Origin of the sequence: Campylobacter curvus (assembly GCF_013372125.1) — a bacterium.
Lineage (GTDB): Bacteria > Campylobacterota > Campylobacteria > Campylobacterales > Campylobacteraceae > Campylobacter_A > Campylobacter_A curvus.
In genome coordinates this window covers 1753335-1772568 of the sequence record NZ_CP053826.1, presented here as the reverse complement: position 1 = coordinate 1772568, position 19234 = coordinate 1753335, and the positions used below count along the sequence as shown (strand labels likewise).

At 43.5% G+C, this 19234-nt stretch carries 12 protein-coding genes, 2 tRNA genes, 3 rRNA genes and 2 pseudogenes; 12 read left to right on the top strand and 7 right to left on the bottom strand.

Annotated features, from left to right (window positions below):
* Positions 1-14 precede the first annotated feature (14 nt).
* Complete coding sequence (locus CCVT_RS08675; RefSeq protein WP_018137050.1) at positions 15-1352, top strand: NnrS family protein; 1338 nt, start codon at positions 15-17, stop codon at positions 1350-1352.
* Here CCVT_RS08675 and CCVT_RS08670 read toward each other — a convergent pair.
* The gene (locus tag CCVT_RS08670) at positions 1346-2185 is read right to left on the bottom strand and encodes a class I SAM-dependent methyltransferase (RefSeq protein ID WP_018137049.1); all 840 of its coding nucleotides are present in this window, start codon (positions 2183-2185) and stop codon (positions 1346-1348) included. The genes CCVT_RS08675 and CCVT_RS08670 overlap by 7 nt on opposite strands.
* A gap of 188 nt (positions 2186-2373) precedes the next feature.
* Positions 2374-2979 (bottom strand): Crp/Fnr family transcriptional regulator, encoded by a 606-nt coding sequence (locus CCVT_RS08665; protein WP_018137047.1) that lies wholly within the window; start codon positions 2977-2979, stop codon positions 2374-2376.
* 138 nt (positions 2980-3117) lie between these two features.
* On the opposite strand from CCVT_RS08665, the gene CCVT_RS08660 reads away from it, so the two are divergent.
* From CCVT_RS08660 to CCVT_RS10170, 3 genes and pseudogenes are all read left to right on the top strand, one after another.
* Positions 3118-3405: a hypothetical protein gene (locus CCVT_RS08660; protein ID WP_018137046.1), complete on the top strand. Its 288-nt coding sequence runs from the start codon at positions 3118-3120 to the stop codon at positions 3403-3405.
* A 337-nt stretch (positions 3406-3742) separates the two neighbouring features.
* Positions 3743-4363 (top strand): annotated as a pseudogene (locus tag CCVT_RS10175) (cache domain-containing protein); the annotation flags it as partial.
* A 576-nt stretch (positions 4364-4939) separates the two neighbouring features.
* Positions 4940-5161 (top strand): annotated as a pseudogene (locus CCVT_RS10170) (methyl-accepting chemotaxis protein); the annotation flags it as partial.
* Between the two features lie 320 nt (positions 5162-5481).
* Here CCVT_RS10170 and CCVT_RS08650 read toward each other — a convergent pair.
* The 4 genes from CCVT_RS08650 to CCVT_RS08635 all read right to left on the bottom strand — a co-directional run bounded on the left by CCVT_RS08650 (position 5482) and on the right by CCVT_RS08635 (position 9603).
* Positions 5482-6603, bottom strand: a complete 1122-nt coding sequence (locus tag CCVT_RS08650; RefSeq protein WP_018137044.1) for a DUF3137 domain-containing protein — start codon at positions 6601-6603, stop codon at positions 5482-5484.
* Positions 6604-6626: 23 nt separating this feature from the next.
* Positions 6627-7730: a DUF3137 domain-containing protein gene (locus CCVT_RS08645; protein ID WP_018137043.1), complete on the bottom strand. Its 1104-nt coding sequence runs from the start codon at positions 7728-7730 to the stop codon at positions 6627-6629.
* A 108-nt stretch (positions 7731-7838) separates the two neighbouring features.
* Positions 7839-8402 carry a LemA family protein gene (locus CCVT_RS08640; RefSeq protein WP_018137041.1) on the bottom strand — a complete coding sequence of 188 codons (564 nt, stop codon included), beginning with the start codon at positions 8400-8402 and terminating at the stop codon, positions 7839-7841.
* Between the two features lie 145 nt (positions 8403-8547).
* On the bottom strand, positions 8548-9603 hold the full coding sequence (locus CCVT_RS08635; RefSeq protein WP_018137040.1) for a TRAP transporter substrate-binding protein: 1056 nt from the start codon (positions 9601-9603) through the stop codon (positions 8548-8550).
* A gap of 171 nt (positions 9604-9774) precedes the next feature.
* Here CCVT_RS08635 and CCVT_RS08630 point away from each other — a divergent pair, with 171 nt between their 5' ends.
* Positions 9775-10620 (top strand): fumarate hydratase, encoded by an 846-nt coding sequence (locus CCVT_RS08630; protein WP_018137039.1) that lies wholly within the window; start codon positions 9775-9777, stop codon positions 10618-10620.
* A 15-nt stretch (positions 10621-10635) separates the two neighbouring features.
* Positions 10636-11196, top strand: coding sequence for a Fe-S-containing hydro-lyase (locus tag CCVT_RS08625; RefSeq protein WP_018137038.1), 561 nt, complete (start codon positions 10636-10638; stop codon positions 11194-11196).
* On the opposite strand, the gene CCVT_RS08620 is transcribed toward CCVT_RS08625, so the two are convergent.
* A complete protein-coding gene (locus CCVT_RS08620; protein WP_018137037.1) occupies positions 11193-11666 on the bottom strand; it encodes a hypothetical protein in 474 nt (157 codons plus the stop codon). The genes CCVT_RS08625 and CCVT_RS08620 overlap by 4 nt on opposite strands.
* Positions 11667-11803: 137 nt before the next feature.
* Here CCVT_RS08620 and CCVT_RS08615 point away from each other — a divergent pair, with 137 nt between their 5' ends.
* The 6 genes from CCVT_RS08615 to rrf all read left to right on the top strand — a co-directional run bounded on the left by CCVT_RS08615 (position 11804) and on the right by rrf (position 19199).
* The gene (locus tag CCVT_RS08615; protein WP_026175527.1) at positions 11804-12178 is read left to right on the top strand and encodes a RidA family protein; all 375 of its coding nucleotides are present in this window, start codon (positions 11804-11806) and stop codon (positions 12176-12178) included.
* A gap of 516 nt (positions 12179-12694) precedes the next feature.
* A 16S ribosomal RNA gene (locus CCVT_RS08610) occupies positions 12695-14345 on the top strand.
* Positions 14346-14628: 283 nt separating this feature from the next.
* Positions 14629-14704, top strand: a tRNA-Ala gene (locus CCVT_RS08605).
* Between the two features lie 289 nt (positions 14705-14993).
* Positions 14994-15070, top strand: a tRNA-Ile gene (locus CCVT_RS08600).
* Between the two features lie 540 nt (positions 15071-15610).
* Positions 15611-18626 (top strand): 23S ribosomal RNA (locus CCVT_RS08595).
* Between the two features lie 454 nt (positions 18627-19080).
* Positions 19081-19199, top strand: a 5S ribosomal RNA gene (gene rrf / locus CCVT_RS08590).
* Together the 16S, 23S and 5S rRNA genes with 2 tRNA genes alongside form the textbook arrangement of a ribosomal RNA operon.
* Positions 19200-19234 lie beyond the last annotated feature (35 nt).

Below are 19234 nucleotides of genomic sequence, written 5' to 3'. Positions count from 1 at the left end.
ACCCAAGGGATAAAATGCAGTTCAAAGATCATCTAAAGCCAAATGATGGCGCAAATTTCGGCGTATTTAGGCCCAGTGTTTCAAAAGGCGCAGTGAAATTTAGCACGTTTGGCGCCAGCCAAAGTAGCGAGCAGATGAGGACGCCTGAAATTTCAGCTTTTGCTAGATGGTACGAGAGATTTTGCGCTCAGCCCCATCAGCCGTTTTTCGCAAACGGTTCAGTGCAGCTTATCGCTTTTACTGGTTTGATGCTGCTTGCGTTTTTGACAAACGGTGTTATTGGCGCCGACATCACGCTGTTTCACGTCTATGCCTTCGTTTTTGTGATCTTTATCCAGTTTTTTCTGGGGTTTTTGTTTGTCGTTTTCCCTAAATTTTTAGTGCAGGCAAGTATCGCTAAAAGCACCTATATGCGGCAGTTTTGGGCGTATTTCATCATCTCTTGGGGCTTTTTTGCTTCGATGTTTTTTGACGGGAATTCTTACATTTTGTTTATGGCGCTTGATCTCGCACTTCAAACTATAAGCTTCATCACGCTATTTAAAATCCACGCCAGATCGCTCATAAAGGACAAATACGACACCAAATGGGTGCTCATCACGTTTGCGGCGGGGCTTGCGGCGAATTTGGCATTTTTGCTCTCACAGGCGGATACAAAATTTAGCTTTTTACTAAGGCAAATCGCTATATATGCGGGCTTTTATCTGTTTTTGTTCGCTCTTATATTTGCTATCGCGCAAAGGATGATCCCGTTTTTTACCTCGGTCAAGATCACCGGATACAAGATAAATAAGTCTAAATTTTTGATGGAGAAGCTGTTTTTCTTACTCGCCTTGAAGGTGCTATTTACGGGCTCTAGCTTAGAGATTTTACCCGATGTCTTGCTATTTGCGTTTTTCGTATACGAGCTATTTTTTAAGTGGAAGCTGCCGTTTTTCAGAGCTCCTGCGATACTTTGGGTGCTGTTTTTGTCGCTTTATTGGATACCTTTTGGCTTTTTTATCGCCGCTCTCAATGATCTAAACGATCTTTTTTCTTGGGGAGCGGTATTTGAAAAGGCTTCGCTTCACGCCTTTGGGCTTGGATATTTTGTGACCATTTTGATCGGTTTTGGCACGAGAGTCGTTTTGGGACATTCGGGACAAGTGCCGCATGCAGGCAAATTTGCCATTTTTATATTTTTGCTTTTACAAATCGTAGCCTGTGCCAGGATCGTCGCGGCATTGGGGCTAAATTTCAGCCTTGATTATGCGTTTTGGATAAATTTAAGTGCCGCCTTACTCGTCACGGCGCTTGGCATTTGGGGTGCAAAATATGTCACCATCTTGATAAAAGGTTTCATGCCTCATTGAGCTAAATTTAGCCCATAAACGCTCATCGTACAAGAGTGCTTTAGTGTCGGGATAAATCTCATCAGCCGCGCCTTAAACGGCCAGCGATTTAGATACATGTCCATCATGATGCCTGTTTTTAGGTATTTGATACACCCCTCATCGTCCCAGCGCTCTATGTCGCGCGGATCATCGATGCCAAATTTCGTCTTTGCGTCTTTGATATATTTTAAAGTATCGTGCTTGGTGTGATTTTTCGCCATCATCTTGCAGCACCAGACGTTTAGTAAGTCGAGTGCGACTTCGCCTTTAAAGCGCTTGGCTAAATTTAGGAAAAAGCCCTTCATCTCGCTCTCCTCGAAATACATCGAGACGCCCTCCAAGACAAAAATAAACGGAGTCTGCGGGTATTTTCCCGCTAGCTCGTCCATCCACGCAGTCTCTAGCATGGAGCAAGCTAGGCTGAAATTTTGCTTTGCTTTTGGCACGAGCTCATCGCGAAATTTTATGACATCAGGCAGATCAAGGTCGTAAAATACGGCGTTAGGGCAAGCATGCTCTAGCCTAAGCGGCCTCGTGTCAAAGCCCGCACCCACCTGAACGACGACGATACACTCTTTGTTTTTGGCAAATTCTATGATCTCATCGTCAAAATATTTGGCCCTGATGATCACGCCGATGCGGCTCATATCGGAGCTATCGAATTTGGAAAAATCATAATCGATCTTATCCACCACCGCACCTGAAAATTCATCTTTTAACAAGGGCTTAGGCAGTTTGTTTTCAAGGCTTCTAAAGTATAAATTTATGAGTAATGTCTCTGAAACGCCGTCTTTAAAGCTGATCTTTTGCATATTTATCCTTTCGTTTGAATCCATCGGCTTTGTTTGATGAAGTGTGATTTTTAAATCTATCTAGCGTAGTAAAATCTTTGAAGCACTTGTTGAAAAATATCAATACCTTGTCAAACAAAACCTTTGCGTTATTATACTCCAAATTTTAATAACCATTATCGTTAATACGTATCTTTTAAAAGTCTAGATCACTTTAGTAGCGTGATCTTTCCGCGTGCGAGCTTTAGTAAATTTTTATTTTTCAGATCTTGCAATACACGGTTTATGACATTTTGCGAAGTGCCGAGATGTTCTGCTATCTCTTTATTCGTGACGCGAATTTCTGCGGTATTGAAAGAGCGCAGGAATTCTAAGATCCTGCTGTCTAGGCGCTTAAATTTAGCATCTTCTATAAGCGTGGTTAAAGAGGCATATCTAAGCGTGAAAAGTGAGAAAATTTTAGCTTGATAGGCGCTTGAGGTCGCTATCAGTTCGCGGATCACGCTAGCCGGGATCAAAAGCCCCTTTATATCGGTCATGGCTTCTGCCGTCGCCATGGCTTTGCTGTGAGAAAGGGCGCTTGCTATATTTACTATACATTGCTCCCCTTCGCAAAAATCATAAAGCGGTATCTGCGAAGCTTCGTTTGCCGCGACTAAAAGCTTTATCTTGCCCTTTTCAAGGTATAAAATTTCCTCACAAATGTCACCCTCATAAAAAAGTATCGCGCCTTTTTTAAAATTTACCGATTTTGATCTCGCCTTTACGAGCTCTATTTCTTGAGGGTTTAGCCCGTCAAAAAAGTCAAATTTCATCGTTTCGCTCCATTTTTTGTGATTATAAAATTTACGCGGTTAATCTCAAATAAAACACGTTTTACTCAACATATGTAGTTTATCTTATTTGATTTTAGCGCTATGATCCGCCTGTCAAATTTCATTAAAGGAGCTAAAATGACAAAAGCGTTTTTACAGATCACTCTTTTTGTAAAAGAGAAAAACAGAGCCGCGGCCGCAGCTGTTTATACGAAGTATAAAGAGCCGTTTTTAAAAAATATCAAGGGTGCAAAAAGTAAAGACTTGCTCGTTAGAGACGAAGACGTGCAGGTATTGCATGGATTTGACAGCGTAGAAAATGCAAATGCCTATTTAAAAAGCGAGCTTTTCGAAAATGATGTCGTAAGAGAGCTTTCGCCGCTATTTGACACTGCACCGCAGATCAAAATTTACGCAGTAGCCTAAACACATAGCCCGAAAGCTGAATTTCGGGCTATAAATTTACTCTTGTAACTAACCTTTAATTTTTTTTAAGCAATCATTGTCTTTTTATTAACCATTAAGTTTCATAGGACTAAAATCGTTTTGATTAAAATGGTTTTGCTCTAACAAAGTATCGTTTTAGCTTTCACAAAAGCGAAGTCAAACCTTGTGAAGTGAGCGCTAAAATCGTGCTATATGTTCGGCGCTTTGCGGAGTAAGCAAGGTTTTTGCTTCACTTCGTTCGCAACTGCAAAGCAGAAGCGAAGCGGGTATCAATACTTTACTATAACAGAGCCATTAAAATTTACGGGGGTAAGATATGAAAATTTCAACAAAAGTCATCGTATTGTTCGTAGTTTCGATACTTGTGATCAGCCTCGTACTGACCGTATTAAACAGCAAATTTTCGTCGGATCTGACGGAATTTTTCGCCGATAAATCCTACAACGACCTGGTAGAAGCCAGAAAGGCCGATCTAAAAGACGAGGTCGATACGCTAAATCAAGTGATGAATCTCGTCTATCAAAACGGCAAGAAAAAGGGGCTCTCTGATGAGGCCATAAAGAGTGAAATTTTCAGTATCATCTCGCCGATAAAATTTTTCACCGATAAATCAGGCTATATTTTCATCTATGACTACGAGGGCAATGTCATGATGCACCCGGAAAAGCCCTCTTTAGTCGGCAAAAACATCATAGGACTTAAGGATCCAAGGGGCTTACCGCTCATCGAAAAGCTCATAGAAAACGCCAAAAAAGGCGGCGACTTCCTGACTTTTGGCTGGGCTAAAAAAGAGGGCGAGCAGCCAGTCGATAAGCTCGGATATTCGGCTGGTTTCGAGCCTTATGGATGGATGATAGGAAGCGGCATCTACATAGACGATCTGCAAACCAAGATAGACTCCGAGCGTGCGACACTAAACGACACGAATTCGCACAACACTCTGACATTTGTTGTTATCTGCGTGGTCGCGACGATCATTTTGATAGTGCTGGCTCTAGTCATACTAAATAAAATTTTGATATCTCCGATAGGAAACATCGTAGATACTTTGGGGCATATGTCGGCTGATATAAAAGAGGGCAAAGGCGATCTGACCAAAAAGCTCGTATCTGATAAAAACGACGAGATAGCCCAGATCTCAAACTCTATCAACGATCTCACCGGTGAGCTGAGGACGGTCATAGAAAACACAAAGGGCCTTTCAAATGAAAATTCCTCTATCGCTCAAGAGCTCTCCTCCACCTCGGTGCAAACCGGCAAGCGTGTAGAGGACTCGACCAAGATCATCGCGCAAACTACGCAAAAAGCGCAGCAAATCGGCGATGAGATAAAAGATTCACTCGAAGAGACGAACGCCAGCAGGCAAAATTTAGAAAAGACAGGGCTTTTCATCAAAGAGGTCGCAGACGCCGTTTTAGGACTAGGACATGACATCAACTCCGCAGCGCAAACCGAGATAGAGCTGGCCGAGAAGATGCGAAATTTGACGCAAGATACCGAAAACGTGCGCGGCATACTAAACGTGATAAACGATATCGCCGATCAGACGAACCTGCTAGCTCTTAACGCCGCTATCGAGGCGGCGCGTGCGGGCGATCACGGCAAGGGATTTGCCGTCGTGGCTGATGAGGTTAGGCAGCTTGCCGAGCGAACTCAAAAGAGTCTAACGGAGATAAACGCGACTATAAATTTGATCGTCCAAGAGATCTCGACTTCTAGCGATCAGATAGGCGAGAACGCCAAAAGAGCGCAAGATCTGATTAAAGTTTCTGGACAGATAGAGAACAAGGTATCTGATATGAATGCGCTGATGAGCGAGACCTTGGCGATGAGCGAGCATGCGGCTAAGGACTATATAAACACTAGCGCAAATATCAAAAACGTGATAAAAAGCATCGAAAACGTTGATGCCCTCTCGCAGCAAAACGCTAGAAGCGTCGAGGAGATCGCAAGTGCAGCGACTCATCTTAGCGACATGACCGAGAGTCTAAATGCGAATTTAAATAAATTCAGGACTTGATTTAAAAAGCGAGGCGAGCGAATTTCACTCTCGCCTCATATCCAAATTTTTTGATTTAGCTTTAGCTCTTTTACGATGTCCGCAAAGTCTTGTATCTGGCTCATGTAAAGGCTCAGTGTTTGGCTTTTTATGAGGCTTAGATCGATGTTTGGCTCAAAGCCGTCCGTCCATGTCTCGACCGCGATGAAAATTTTGTTTTGTGTGAAAACGAGATCGATAGGGGCGTTGAATCTCGCTTCAAGTCCTAAGATACGCTCCATCATCGCAGGCGTGAGAACGTATCTGGCGGCTATTTGATCGGTGGAGTAAACATCAAAAAGCCTTTCAAATTTCACGTTGTCCATATTTGCCCGTCGCCCCTCATGGGCTAAATTTTTTGATTTTACGTGATAGACTCTGGTCGTGTGGGCGAGTTTTTTATTGAAGTCGGCTACAAATAAAACGCCCTGAAACTGCGGGACTTTGGTGGTATGGTTTTTGGTCTTTACCTCCATCAGCGCGCAAAAATCGCTAAATTTCACATTCACGCCCTCTATCTCGCCGCTGATTAGATCCTCGCCGTAGTATTCATCGACGCTGCAGTCATAGATCATAAAAAACTCCGCCAAGCCAAGAGAGCCTGCAGGGTCGTATCTTAGCCCAAAATGCGCGGCGACTCTCGTTATGACCTCGTGTTTGAACTCATTTACGAACGCACGTTTCTTTTCGCCTAATAAGATCGCCCAAAGTCCCAGATAAAGCAGCCCCGCGCAGACGACGCCGTAGATGAGCGATATGTAGTGAGCTATGAGTAGCCCTATTATCAGGGCTAGAGGGATAAATTTTATCTTAAAGTCCGTTATCTTTTTTACCAGTATCCTGCGCTTTATCTCAAGCACGTTTAGGCTTTTTGGTATCTTGAAATTTAAAATGTTGGTGTTGATTTTAGGGCGTTTGGGGGACTTGAAAGCGACTAAAATTTTAGGTAGGAATTTAAAGCAGACAAAGCATAAAAGCGCAAACGGCAGTAGGTTTTGGACGATAAAGGTAAAGTCCATCTCGCCTTTTAAAATTTCATCTTTAAGCGGCCAAAAGCTTACGAAGCTAAGCGTGCATGATAGCACGATAGCTGCGATGCCAAGCCAAATTTCAAGATCGTTTTTCGATTTGCCGTTCAAAACCTACCTTTCAAATTTACGCGCTAAATTTCCCAAATTTTGCGGTTTAGATTTAGCTCTTTGACGATGGCGACAAAGGATGCTATCTCTGCGATGTAGCCTCTTATCGCGCCGTTATCCGTGAGCGGGACGTCGAGGTCGGGCTCGAAGCTGTTTTCGCGTTTGTCGATTGCCATTAAAATTTTGCTTTTAGACAGCACGATATTGACCGGGCAGTCAAAGCCCGCCTGCAAGGCTAAGATCTGCTGCATCAAATTTGGCGTGAGCGCGTATCTGGCGTTTATCTGATCGCTCGTATAAACGTCATAAAACTTTTCAAATTCCACGTTGTCCATTTTAGCTCGCTCGCCGTCTTTTATCAGATACGAGGAGTCTTTGTGACAGATGTAGGTCACGGAGTTTAGCCTTTTGTTAAAATCAGCCGCGAATAATATCCCCTCAAATCTCGTGATCCTTCGCGTATTTTTTTGAGTTTTTACGATGTCTATGGCGCAAAAATCGCTAAATTTCACATTCACGCCCTCTACTTCGCCGCTGATTAGATCCTCGCCGTAGTATTCATCTACCTCGCAGTCGTAAATTTCAAAAAAGTCATTTATGCCAAGAGAGCCTCTCTCGTTGTAGCTTAGGCCAAAATCCCTGACTATGCTTTTTGTGATCTTTGTCTTGAAATTTGAGGAAAATTCCCTCATCTTGGCGCTGGTCATCACAGCATATACGAGACCATAGGCCATAAAGCTGGAGGCTATGCCCCAAAATATATCAAAAAATTTAGACATAGCCGCTGCGATGCAGCCTGCTACGACAATCGAAATGAAAGTAGCCTTTTTGATGAGTTTGTTCAGCTCTTGCCTTTGCTTTTCAAGCGTGGCCAGCTCGGCGTCATTTATGATATTTGCCGCGTCTATGTCTAAATTTACCGCAGTTTGGGGCTTTTTCTTTGACTCAAATACGCCTAAATTTTTTGCTATCAAAGCCACGATAAAAGATACCATGATGATTTCAGGCATGTGATCATTAAAATCAAATATGAATCGTGCGGCATTTTGGCTATATACTGCTACGGATATCGTCACTATCGTAGCTACAAATATCAAAAAAAGAAGTATGAGTGCTTTTTTTAGCATCGCCAAGCTTTATTGAGGTTTATGGGTTTGTCTTGGATATTTAAAAACGCCAAACGCCTTTTTAGATTGCGCTCTGGCTGCCTGTCCATGTCGCCTCCTGCTTGTCGCCTAGGATTTGAACATTTTGCCTATGTCTGGTGCGGCGCTTTGGTCGTCCGGGATATCGAAAAACGCCGCTTTTTTAAAGCCGAAGGAGTTGGCGATCAGGTTTGAAGGAAACATCTCTATGGCGTTGTTATAAACCTCCACGGATGAGTTGTAGGCGCGGCGAGCGGCTGAAATTTGCTCCTCGATCTCGCTTAGCGTACTTTGGATGTGTAAGATGTTTTGATTTGCCTTTAGGTCGGGGTAGTTTTCTATCGTTACCTTTAGTCCGTTTAAGAGCTGCGAAAGCCGGTTATTAAGGTCAAATTTTTCCTCGCTGGTGCGAGCGTTTTGAGCGCTTGATCGAAGTGCGGTGATAGCCTCGAGCAGGCCTCTTTCGTGGGAGAGATACTCCTTTGCGGCCGAGACTAAATTTGGTAGCAGATCGTAGCGCCTTTTTAGCTGTGCATCTACGCCGGCTTCGATGTTTAGCATTTGATTTTTCTTGCCTACAAGAGAGTTATAAATGCCTGTGATAGCAAACACAAGAACTACTGCAACAACGATGAAAACGGCAAAAGCGTTCATATCAGTCCTTTAAGAAAATTTATGAAAGTATAGCGAAATTTATTTTGGCTGTGTTTTAAAAAGCGCTGATCTTATTTACTCCGTGAGTGACCTAGCGCAGATGCGAACGCCCTTGCTTTAAGGGGACACTTTTGCGAGCGCCGGATCATCTGTCAGTGCTTTTTATATAAGCATAGTCTGAAATTTCAGTCCATTTTCTGCTTAGCTTCATGAAATTCCTTTGCGAGTCTAAAATTTCTTTAAATTCGCCATCCTTTGCGGACAGTTCGTCTAAAATTTCATCCGTAGCGGCTCTTAGAGCGCTTAAAATTTCAGGCGGAAAGGAGAGGATCTTTACATCCGGATGCTCTTTTGCTATCTTATCAAGCATGATGGAATTTTGATAGTAGCTTGCGTCATAAACATCGGCTGCTACGACTTTGGTCGCACTTTCTATGATGAGCTGCAAGTCCTTTGGCAAGCTCTCGAAGAGATTTTTATTGACATAAAATTCATTTTCGCTCGCAGGCTCTTGCCAGCCGGTGTAGTAAAATTTCGCCACCTTTTCAAAGCCAAAATTTATATCTATCGCCGGTGAGACCCACTCGACCGCATCTATCGTGCCCATCTCGAGCGCCATATATAGCTCGCCTATCGGGACGGTGTTGATGTTTGCGCCCAATTTTGCCATTATCTCGCCGCCAAGGCCCGGGATACGAAATTTCAGCCCCTTTAGGTCGCTAAGCGTCTTGATCTCTTTTTTGAACCAGCCGCCCATTTGCATGCCAAAGCTTCCGCCGTTAAAGGGCACGATGTTGTAAGAGCCGTAAATTTTACGTGCAAATTCCTTGCCGCCGCCGTAGCTATACCATGCGTGCTGCTCGGATGAGTTCATGCCAAAGGGCACGGTCGTAAAGAGCATGAGCTTAGCGTCTTTGCCCTTATAAAAATAGCCCGCTGTGTAGCCGATGTCGTATTGTCCGTTTTTTACGAGGTCTAGTATCGAAAACTGAGCTTTATGCTTGGACGGATAGTCGATGCGAACCTCGATGAGTCCGTCACTCATATCCTCGATCAGTTTTTTGAATTTTTTAGGAGCATCGCCTAATACCGGGACATTGCTCTCGTATGTAGTCGCCAGTTTAAGCTTGTATTTCTTTTCCGCTGCTTGCGTAAATACCGCAAATATCGCTACGATCATCACTATGGCGATCTTTTTCATGGCTTCTCCTTTATCTTACTTTAGTGCAATTATATATATTTGTATCGTAAATTTCATCTACCGACTTAAAAATATAGCAAGAAAATAGCCGCGCTGGGTAGAATTGTAATTTTTAATCTTAAAATTTAAATATAATTCGTATAATTAAAGATCTAAATTTAAGGAGGACGAATGAGAACGATCCAAACCAAACAGATCAAAGAGGCCGTGAGCGAGCTTTGTAAAAAAGCCTGTTATATCGTGACCTCAGATATGAGAGAGGCCTTTAATAAGGCTCAAAAAAACGAGACTTCTCCTATGGGTAGGGACATCTTGGGTAAAATTTTGAAAAATGCCGACCTTGCCGCCGAGGGCGTGGCTCCGATATGTCAAGATACCGGTATGGCGGTAGTTTTCGTTGAGATCGGACAGGATGTGCATATCGAGGGCGGATACTTAGAGGATGCGATAAACGAAGGCGTCGCAGACGGCTATATCGGTGGATATCTAAGAAAATCAGTCGTCGCCGAGCCGCTTTTTGAGAGAAAAAATACTACCGACAACACTCCTGCGATCATCCATGCGCGCATAGTAAAAGGCGATAAACTGAAGATAAAAGTAGCGCCTAAAGGCTTTGGCAGTGAAAACAAATCCGTCCTTAAGATGCTGGTGCCGGCTGATGGCATAGAGGGCGTGAAAAAGGTGTTTTTAGAAGCCGTCAAATACGCGGGACCAAACGCCTGTCCGCCGATGGTCATAGGCGTAGGCATAGGCGGCACTATGGATAAGGCCGCGCTTTTAGCCAAGCAAGCTGCCGTGCGCTCCGTGGATAGTCATAATGCAGACGAGCGCTACGCAAAGCTGGAGGACGAGCTTTTGGAGCTTGCCTGTAAAACCGGTGTAGGACCGCAAGGACTGGGCGGAGACAGCACCGCCGTAAAAGTAAATGTAGAGTGGTATCCGACGCATATCGCAGGGCTTCCTGTCGCCGTAAATATCAACTGCCACGCAGCACGCCACGCCGATATTGAAATTTAACGAAAAGGTAAAACGATGTCAGAAGCAAAAAGAGTAACCGCACCATTTGATAAAAACGTGGTAAAGAGCCTAAAAGCCGGTGATAACGTGCTTATCTCAGGCACTATCATAGCAGCCAGAGACGCCGCGCATAAAGCGCTGACGCAGACCTTGGCCAGAGGCGAGGAACTGCCCGTAGATTTAGCCGGCGAGACTATCTACTATTTGGGTCCGACCCCTGCAAAACCGGGGCAAGCCATCGGCGCAGCAGGACCAACGACGAGTGGTAGGATGGATAAATACACTCCAACTATGATAAACGAGGTCGGCATAAACGGCATGATAGGCAAGGGCTACCGATCCGATGCGGTCGTAGATGCGATGAAAAAATCAGGCTGCGTGTATATGGTCGCTATCGGTGGGGCGGGAGCGCTGATCAGCCAAAGTATCAAAAAATACGAAGTTTTAGCGTATCCCGAGCTTGGTCCCGAGGCCGTGGCTAGGCTCACGGTGGAGGACTTCCCGGCGATCGTGGCTATTGATAGCGAGGGCAACAGCTTTTACGAAGTCGGACAGGCGCCGTATAGAAAGATCTAATAATATCCCAAACAAAGCGTATCGGTCAGTTTGATGCGCTTTTCAAACGGGGCTGGCGAGAAGAATTTACATTTTTCGATGTAGATACGGTAGGAGTACGCTAGCCCCAGATCATCATAAAATTTCTTTAAATTTATAAATTTTATCCCGCAAATTTCGTGAAATTCAAAGAGTTCGTAAAGCTTTGAGCCGTTTTTCTTGACCAAATGAGAGGGCGCTAACGTCGTAAACGAGCAAAACACGCCCGTAAGCACGAGGCCGTTAAGTGCGGTGCAAGTGTTTAGGGCTTTTGTAAATTTAGACGGTATGCTTTTGCGGTGCAAAAATACGATACGAGAATTTTCAAATTTCGCTGAAACTACGCCTTTCCAAAAGAGATAGGCGTTTGATGAAATTTCAGCGTTTTTGGCAAATTCGCAGCCCAAAACGTAATCGTCTAAAAATTCGTTCGGCGCAAGGGTCAGCTTCAAATTTAGTCCTAAATTTATGTGATTTTACGGCATTTGAGAGCCATTTTGATGAAATTATATCAAATTTAAAGAGGGCTGTTATTGACAGAGGTTTAAATTTGTAGTAGGATTTGCGAAATTTAAATTTAAGGAAAAATATGAAAAAAGCTATCTCTACGACCAACGCTCCAAAGGCGATAGGGCCGTATTCGCAAGCGATTTTGGCAAACGGGTTTTTATTTGTTTCGGGCCAGCTTGGTGTGAGCCCTGGTGGTGAATTTACAGGCAGCAACGTCGAAGCTCAAGCCGAACAATCGATGCAAAATATCAAAAATATCCTGGCTGAGGCCGGACTTGGCTTTGAAAACGTGGTAAAGACTACGATATTTTTAGCCAATATGAACGACTTTGCAAAGGTAAATGAAATTTATGCCAAGCATTTTAGCGAGCCGTTTCCGGCGAGAAGCACGGTCGCTATAAAAACACTACCTAAAAACGCCCTCGTGGAGATAGAAGTGGTGGCTGTAAAATAAATTTAGTAGTAGAAGGATATCGTCCTTCTATTTTTTTAAATTTCAAAATTTTCCTCTAAATTTCCCCCGTTTTTCAACATCCTTTAAGCTTGCCTTGTATATAATTCCAGCTCACGATTTAAGAAGCCATCTTTAACTTCCTTGTTAATAAAGCCTTTTCTTTTTTATCGTTTGTTCTTTAACCTACCATTGTTAAACTATTAGTCAATCTTTGAAATCTAAACAAGTGATCGATTGAGCCGATCTGCTTTTAGGCTTTCTTTGGAAAGTAATCAGCGGATCAAAAACTAAATCATCTTTTCTTTGTAATAGATAAAGATGTATTAAAAAATAAAAAACAAAAGTTTTTAGATTAAAAACTTCATATATCAAAAACCACTTAGACATTATCTAAGTAAGTGTCAAACCTTACTTATGCAATAACGACTTGCGAAGCAAGGAGTGTTGCAGTCTTTAGGTGGGTCAAGGGAGCGTAGCTCCTTGTCGCAAGGAAAGGCTTTGCCTTTCTGCGAAGTAAATATGGAGAGTTTGATCCTGGCTCAGAGTGAACGCTGGCGGCGTGCCTAATACATGCAAGTCGAACGGACAAGTAAGAGCTTGCTCTTATGAGTTAGTGGCGCACGGGTGAGTAATGTATAGCTAATCTGCCCCATAGTGGAGGACAACAGTTGGAAACGACTGCTAATACTCCATACTCCATTTATATATAAGTATAAATGGGAAAGTCGAACCCTATATATTGTTTATTTATCAAATACCTACGGCGCAACCGAAAGTTGCGGTGTGCTTTAGGTGGGTCAAGGGAGCGTAGCTCCTTGTCGCAAAGACGGACTTTGTTCGTCTGCGAAGTAAATAATATATAGGGTTTCTCGCTATGGGATGAGGCTATATCGTATCAGCTAGTTGGTAAGGTAATGGCTTACCAAGGCTATGACGCGTAACTGGTCTGAGAGGATGATCAGTCACACTGGAACTGAGACACGGTCCAGACTCCTACGGGAGGCAGCAGTAGGGAATATTGCTCAATGGGGGAAACCCTGAAGCAGCAACGCCGCGTGGAGGATGACACTTTTCGGAGCGTAAACTCCTTTTCTTGGGGAAGAAATTTGACGGTACCCAAGGAATAAGCACCGGCTAACTCCGTGCCAGCAGCCGCGGTAATACGGAGGGTGCAAGCGTTACTCGGAATCACTGGGCGTAAAGGACGCGTAGGCGGATTATCAAGTCTCTTGTGAAATCCAATGGCTTAACCATTGAACTGCTTGAGAAACTGATAATCTAGAGTGAGGGAGAGGTAGATGGAATTGGTGGTGTAGGGGTAAAATCCGTAGAGATCACCAGGAATACCCATTGCGAAGGCGATCTGCTGGAACTCAACTGACGCTAATGCGTGAAAGCGTGGGGAGCAAACAGGATTAGATACCCTGGTAGTCCACGCCCTAAACGATGTATACTAGTTGTTGCTGAGCTAGTCTTGGCAGTAATGCACCTAACGGATTAAGTATACCGCCTGGGGAGTACGGTCGCAAGATTAAAACTCAAAGGAATAGACGGGGACCCGCACAAGCGGTGGAGCATGTGGTTTAATTCGAAGATACGCGAAGAACCTTACCCGGACTTGATATCTAACAAATCATCTAGAGATAGAAGAGTGTCTGCTTGCAGAAATGTTAAGACAGGTGCTGCACGGCTGTCGTCAGCTCGTGTCGTGAGATGTTGGGTTAAGTCCCGCAACGAGCGCAACCCACGTCATTAGTTGCTAACGGTTCGGCCGAGCACTCTAATGAGACTGCCTTCGCAAGGAGGAGGAAGGTGTGGACGACGTCAAGTCATCATGGCCCTTATGTCCGGGGCGACACACGTGCTACAATGGCGTATACAATGAGACGCAATATCGCGAGATGGAGCAAATCTATAAAATACGTCCCAGTTCGGATTGGAGTCTGCAACTCGACTCCATGAAGCCGGAATCGCTAGTAATCGTAGATCAGCCATGCTACGGTGAATACGTTCCCGGGTCTTGTACTCACCGCCCGTCACACCATGGGAGTTGATTTCACTCGAAGCCCAAATACCAAACCGGTTATGGTCCACAGTGGAATCAGCGACTGGGGTGAAGTCGTAACAAGGTAACCGTAGGAGAACCTGCGGTTGGATCACCTCCTTTCTAGAGTACAATGAATATTCTCTCACAAGATATTCGTCAAAGGAAAATTTAGATTATTGTTATAGATAATCTACTCAATCGACCTTGTTTAGTTTTGAAAGATTGACGGCTAATAAATAATAATTATCTAGTTCCTTAACTACCTAGGCAAAAACCTAAATTTATGATTTATGACAAATAAATTTTGAAATAAATCTTTGTAATTTTAGGTGGGTCAAGGGAGTGTTTGCACTCCTTGTCGCAAAGATAAATTTTTATTTGTCTGCGAAGTAAAGGATAGCATGGGGAATTAGCTCAGCTGGGAGAGCGCCTGCTTTGCACGCAGGAGGTCAGCGGTTCGATCCCGCTATTCTCCACCATTTATAAATGGACGATGATTTATCATTGTGGTTGTAAATAAATAGTATTTATGATTTATTTTTAGCTTAGACGAGAAAGCTTTTAAGAAATTAAGGAGCGTATCGGATATACGTGACGAAGGTTTCGCAAAAAGCTGACGAAGTATAAGTTAAAAAGAAACATAAGATATGCGAACTATTTTAGCTTTAGAGAAGGAAAATCTCAATGAGGCAAGGAGCATACATAAAAGTATGTGACGAAGCTAAAGCGGAGATTTGACGCACTATAAAGCTAAAAGAGAAAGCAAGAGGGCCTATAGCTCAGCTGGTTAGAGTGCACCCCTGATAAGGGTGAGGTCACAAGTTCAAGTCTTGTTAGGCCCACCATTATTGAAATTTAGCTTTTAAGCATTAGCTCGCTTATAGTTTAACTGAGTATAAAAGATAAAAGCCCAAACAAAGAGTTTGGTTGATCCTAAATTCTTTGTTTAGACTTTGTCATGGTCTAAGTTCTTTTATTTATCATTGTTAAGAGTCACAAGCAAGTTTTAATAAAAACAATTTTACAGGACTTGTTAAAGATTTAAATCTCTAATCTCTTTGCATTTAATAATGCAAAAGTTTAACATCACAATTATATGGAGCTAAATTAAAACTTATCCATATATAGTTAATGCTTTCCGTCTTGGAGGATAGAGTTTAAATGCAGTAACTAAAAGTTATCTTTAACAAGGAAGTGATGCGAATTAGAATATATAAATATACTAATGACTTCTTTTAACCGATACCATCTAAACTTAAATTTTAGAGTGATCTAATTTTAAAATATACGGCGCTTCCGAAAGAAGCGGTGTGCTTTAGGTGGGTCAAGGGAGTGCTTGCACTCCTTGTCGGAGCAAGAGCTTTGCTCTTGCGAGAAGTTAAAAAAGGTAAGCTACTAAGAGCAAGTGGTGGATGCCTTGGCTAGTAGAGGCGATGAAAGACGTGCCAGGCTGCGATAAGTCTCGGGGAGCCGTCAAGGGGCTTTGATCCGGGAATTTCTGAATGGGGCGACCCAACTAATAGAGATATTAGTTACCGTAATGGAGCGAACGAGGGGAATTGAAACATCTTAGTACCCTCAGGAAAAGAAATCAAACGAGATTACGCTAGTAGCGGCGAGCGAACGCGTAAGAGGGCAAACCACTAGTTTACTAGTGGGGTTGTAGGACTGTAACATAGACTAAATTTAGCTAATAGAATGATCTGGAAAGGTCAAGCATAGAGGGTGATACTCCCGTATATGAAAGCTTTATTTTACTTAGCAGTATCCTGAGTAGGGCGGAACACGTGATATTCTGTCTGAAGCTGGGTAGACCACTATCCAACCCTAAATACTACTACTAGACCGATAGTGCACAAGTACCGTGAGGGAAAGGTGAAAAGAACTGAGGTGATCAGAGTGAAATAGAACCTGAAACCATTTGCTTACAATCATTCAGAGCCCTATGATTTATCAGGGTGATGGACTGCCTTTTGCATAATGAGCCTGCGAGTTGTGGTGTCTGGCGAGGTTAAGGAAACCCGGAGCCGTAGCGAAAGCGAGTCTTAATAGGGCGTTTAGTCAGATGCTGCAGACCCGAAACGATGTGATCTATCCATGAGCAGGTTGAAACTGGTGTAAGAACCAGTGGAGGACCGAACCCGCTAGCGTTGAAAAGCTATGGGATGACTTGTGGATAGGGGTGAAAGGCCAATCAAACATCGTGATAGCTGGTTCTCTCCGAAATATATTTAGGTATAGCGTCATGTAGTAGCTATAAGGGGTAGAGCACTGAATGGGCTAGGGCATACACCAATGTACCAAACCCTATCAAACTCCGAATACTTATAGTGTAATCATGGCAGTCAGGCGGCGAGTGATAAAATCCGTCGTCGAGAGGGGAACAACCCAGACTAACAGCTAAGGTCCCTAAATCTCATTTAAGTGGAAAACGATGTGAAGTTACTGAAACAACCAGGAGGTTGGCTTAGAAGCAGCCATCCTTTAAAGAAAGCGTAATAGCTCACTGGTCTAGTGATTTTGCGCGGAAAATATAACGGGGCTAAAATGAGTACCGAAGCTTTAGACTTGCACTTAATTTTAACTATAAAAATTTTACACAAGGTTTTAAGTTATGTTTCTCATAATTTAATGAACTTTGTGAGTTAAATTATGAGAAAATAGTTTACTAAAAGTAGTTAGAATTAAGTGCAAGTGGTAGGAGAGCGTTGCATTCAGCATTGAAGGTGTACCGGTAAGGAGCGCTGGAGCGGATGCAAGTGAGCATGCAGGCATGAGTAGCGATAATTAATGTGAGAATCATTAACGCCGTAAACCCAAGGTTTCCTACGCGATGCTCGTCATCGTAGGGTTAGCCGGGTCCTAAGCAAAGTCCGAAAGGGGTATGCGATGGAAAATTGGTTAATATTCCAATGCCAACTATGATGTGCGATGGAAGGACGCTTAAGGTTAGAGGAGCCAGCGGATGGAAGTGCTGGTCGAAAGGTGTAGGTTGAAATTCAGGCAAATCCGAATTTCTTTATCCAAGACCCCACAGGCATTTGAAGTTCTTCGGAATGGATAGTGAATCCTTGATACCATCGAGCCAAGAAAAGTTTCTAAGTTTAGTTATAGTTGCCCGTACCGTAAACCGACACAGGTGGGTGGGATGAGTATTCTAAGGCGCGTGGAAGAACTCTCTTCAAGGAACTCTGCAAAATAGCACCGTATCTTCGGTATAAGGTGTGCCTAACTTTGTGAAGGATTTACTCCGTAAGCATTGAAGGTTACAACAAAGAGTCCCTCCCGACTGTTTACCAAAAACACAGCACTCTGCTAACACGTAAGTGGATGTATAGGGTGTGACGCCTGCCCGGTGCTCGAAGGTTAATTGATGACGTTAGCTCTGCGAAGCGTTTGATCGAAGCCCGAGTAAACGGCGGCCGTAACTATAACGGTCCTAAGGTAGCGAAATTCCTTGTCGGTTAAATACCGACCTGCATGAATGGCGTAACGAGATGGGAGCTGTCTCGAAGAGGGATCCAGTGAAATTGTAGTGGAGGTGAAAATTCCTCCTACCCGCGGCAAGACGGAAAGACCCCGTGGACCTTTACTACAGCTTGACACTGCTATTGGGATAAAGATGTGCAGGATAGGTGGGAGGCTTCGAGTAATAGACGCCAGTTTATTATGAGCCATTGTTGAGATACCACTCTTTTTTATTCTGATAGCTAACTAGCATGAGTTATCCTCATGTAGGACAATGTCTGGTGGGTAGTTTGACTGGGGCGGTCGCCTCCCAAAATGTAACGGAGGCTTACAAAGGTTGGCTCAGAACGGTTGGAAATCGTTCGTAGAGTATAAAGGCAAAAGCCAGCTTAACTGCAAGACATACACGTCAAGCAGAGACGAAAGTCGGTCTTAGTGATCCGGTGGTTCTGTGTGGAAGGGCCATCGCTCAAAGGATAAAAGGTACCCCGGGGATAACAGGCTGATCTCCCCCAAGAGCTCACATCGACGGGGAGGTTTGGCACCTCGATGTCGGCTCATCGCATCCTGGGGCTGGAGCAGGTCCCAAGGGTATGGCTGTTCGCCATTTAAAGCGGTACGCGAGCTGGGTTCAGAACGTCGTGAGACAGTTCGGTCCCTATCTGCCGTGGGCGCAAGAAGATTGAGGAGAGTTGACCCTAGTACGAGAGGACCGGGTCGAACCAACCACTGGTGTACGAGTTGTCCTGCCAAGGGCACCGCTCGGTAGCTAAGTTGGGATGTGATAAGAGCTGAAAGCATCTAAGCTCGAAGCCAACTCCAAGATGAATCTTCTTTTAAGAGCTCAATTAGACTAATTGTTCGATAGGCTGGGTGTGTAATGGATGAAAGTCCTTTAGCTGACCAGTACTAATAGCTCGTCTGCTTATCTTTATAAGCATCACTTCCTTGTTAAGGATAAATTTTAATTCCTATTTTTTCTACTATGCTTCGTTAGACTTCGTTTCAGACTTCGGTCACGTATAAAACATACGCTCCCTCGTCTTTACTCGTCTGCCTCGCCTAGCGAAAAAATAGTTCTTAAAATTGTTTAGCATTAAAATTGATAAGATTTCTAATCTAAATTCATATCCGAACAAGACCTTGTTTTTATCATTGAAACATCGCTTTGACTTTTAACAATAAAAGCAGTGTTAAACAAGAAATTTCTAAATTTAACTAACCTGGTATAATAAAACTAGATTGATTAAATTACAAAGAAATTTTAGTTTAGACGAGGCGAACGAAGCAAGAACGAAGGAGCATACATATAGTATGTGACTGAAGTTCGTAGTAAAGCACAACGAAGTATAAACTAAAATTCTGCAGCAATTTTTTATTTAACACTGCCCGTGGCTATACAGACGAGGAAACGCCTTGCTCCATCTCGAACCAAGAAGCTAAGCTCGTCATGGCTGATGATACTCTCCCTTACTGGGATGTTGGAAAAGTAGGTCGCTGCGGGCTTTGTTATTTATACTAAACTTTCTTTCATAAATCAT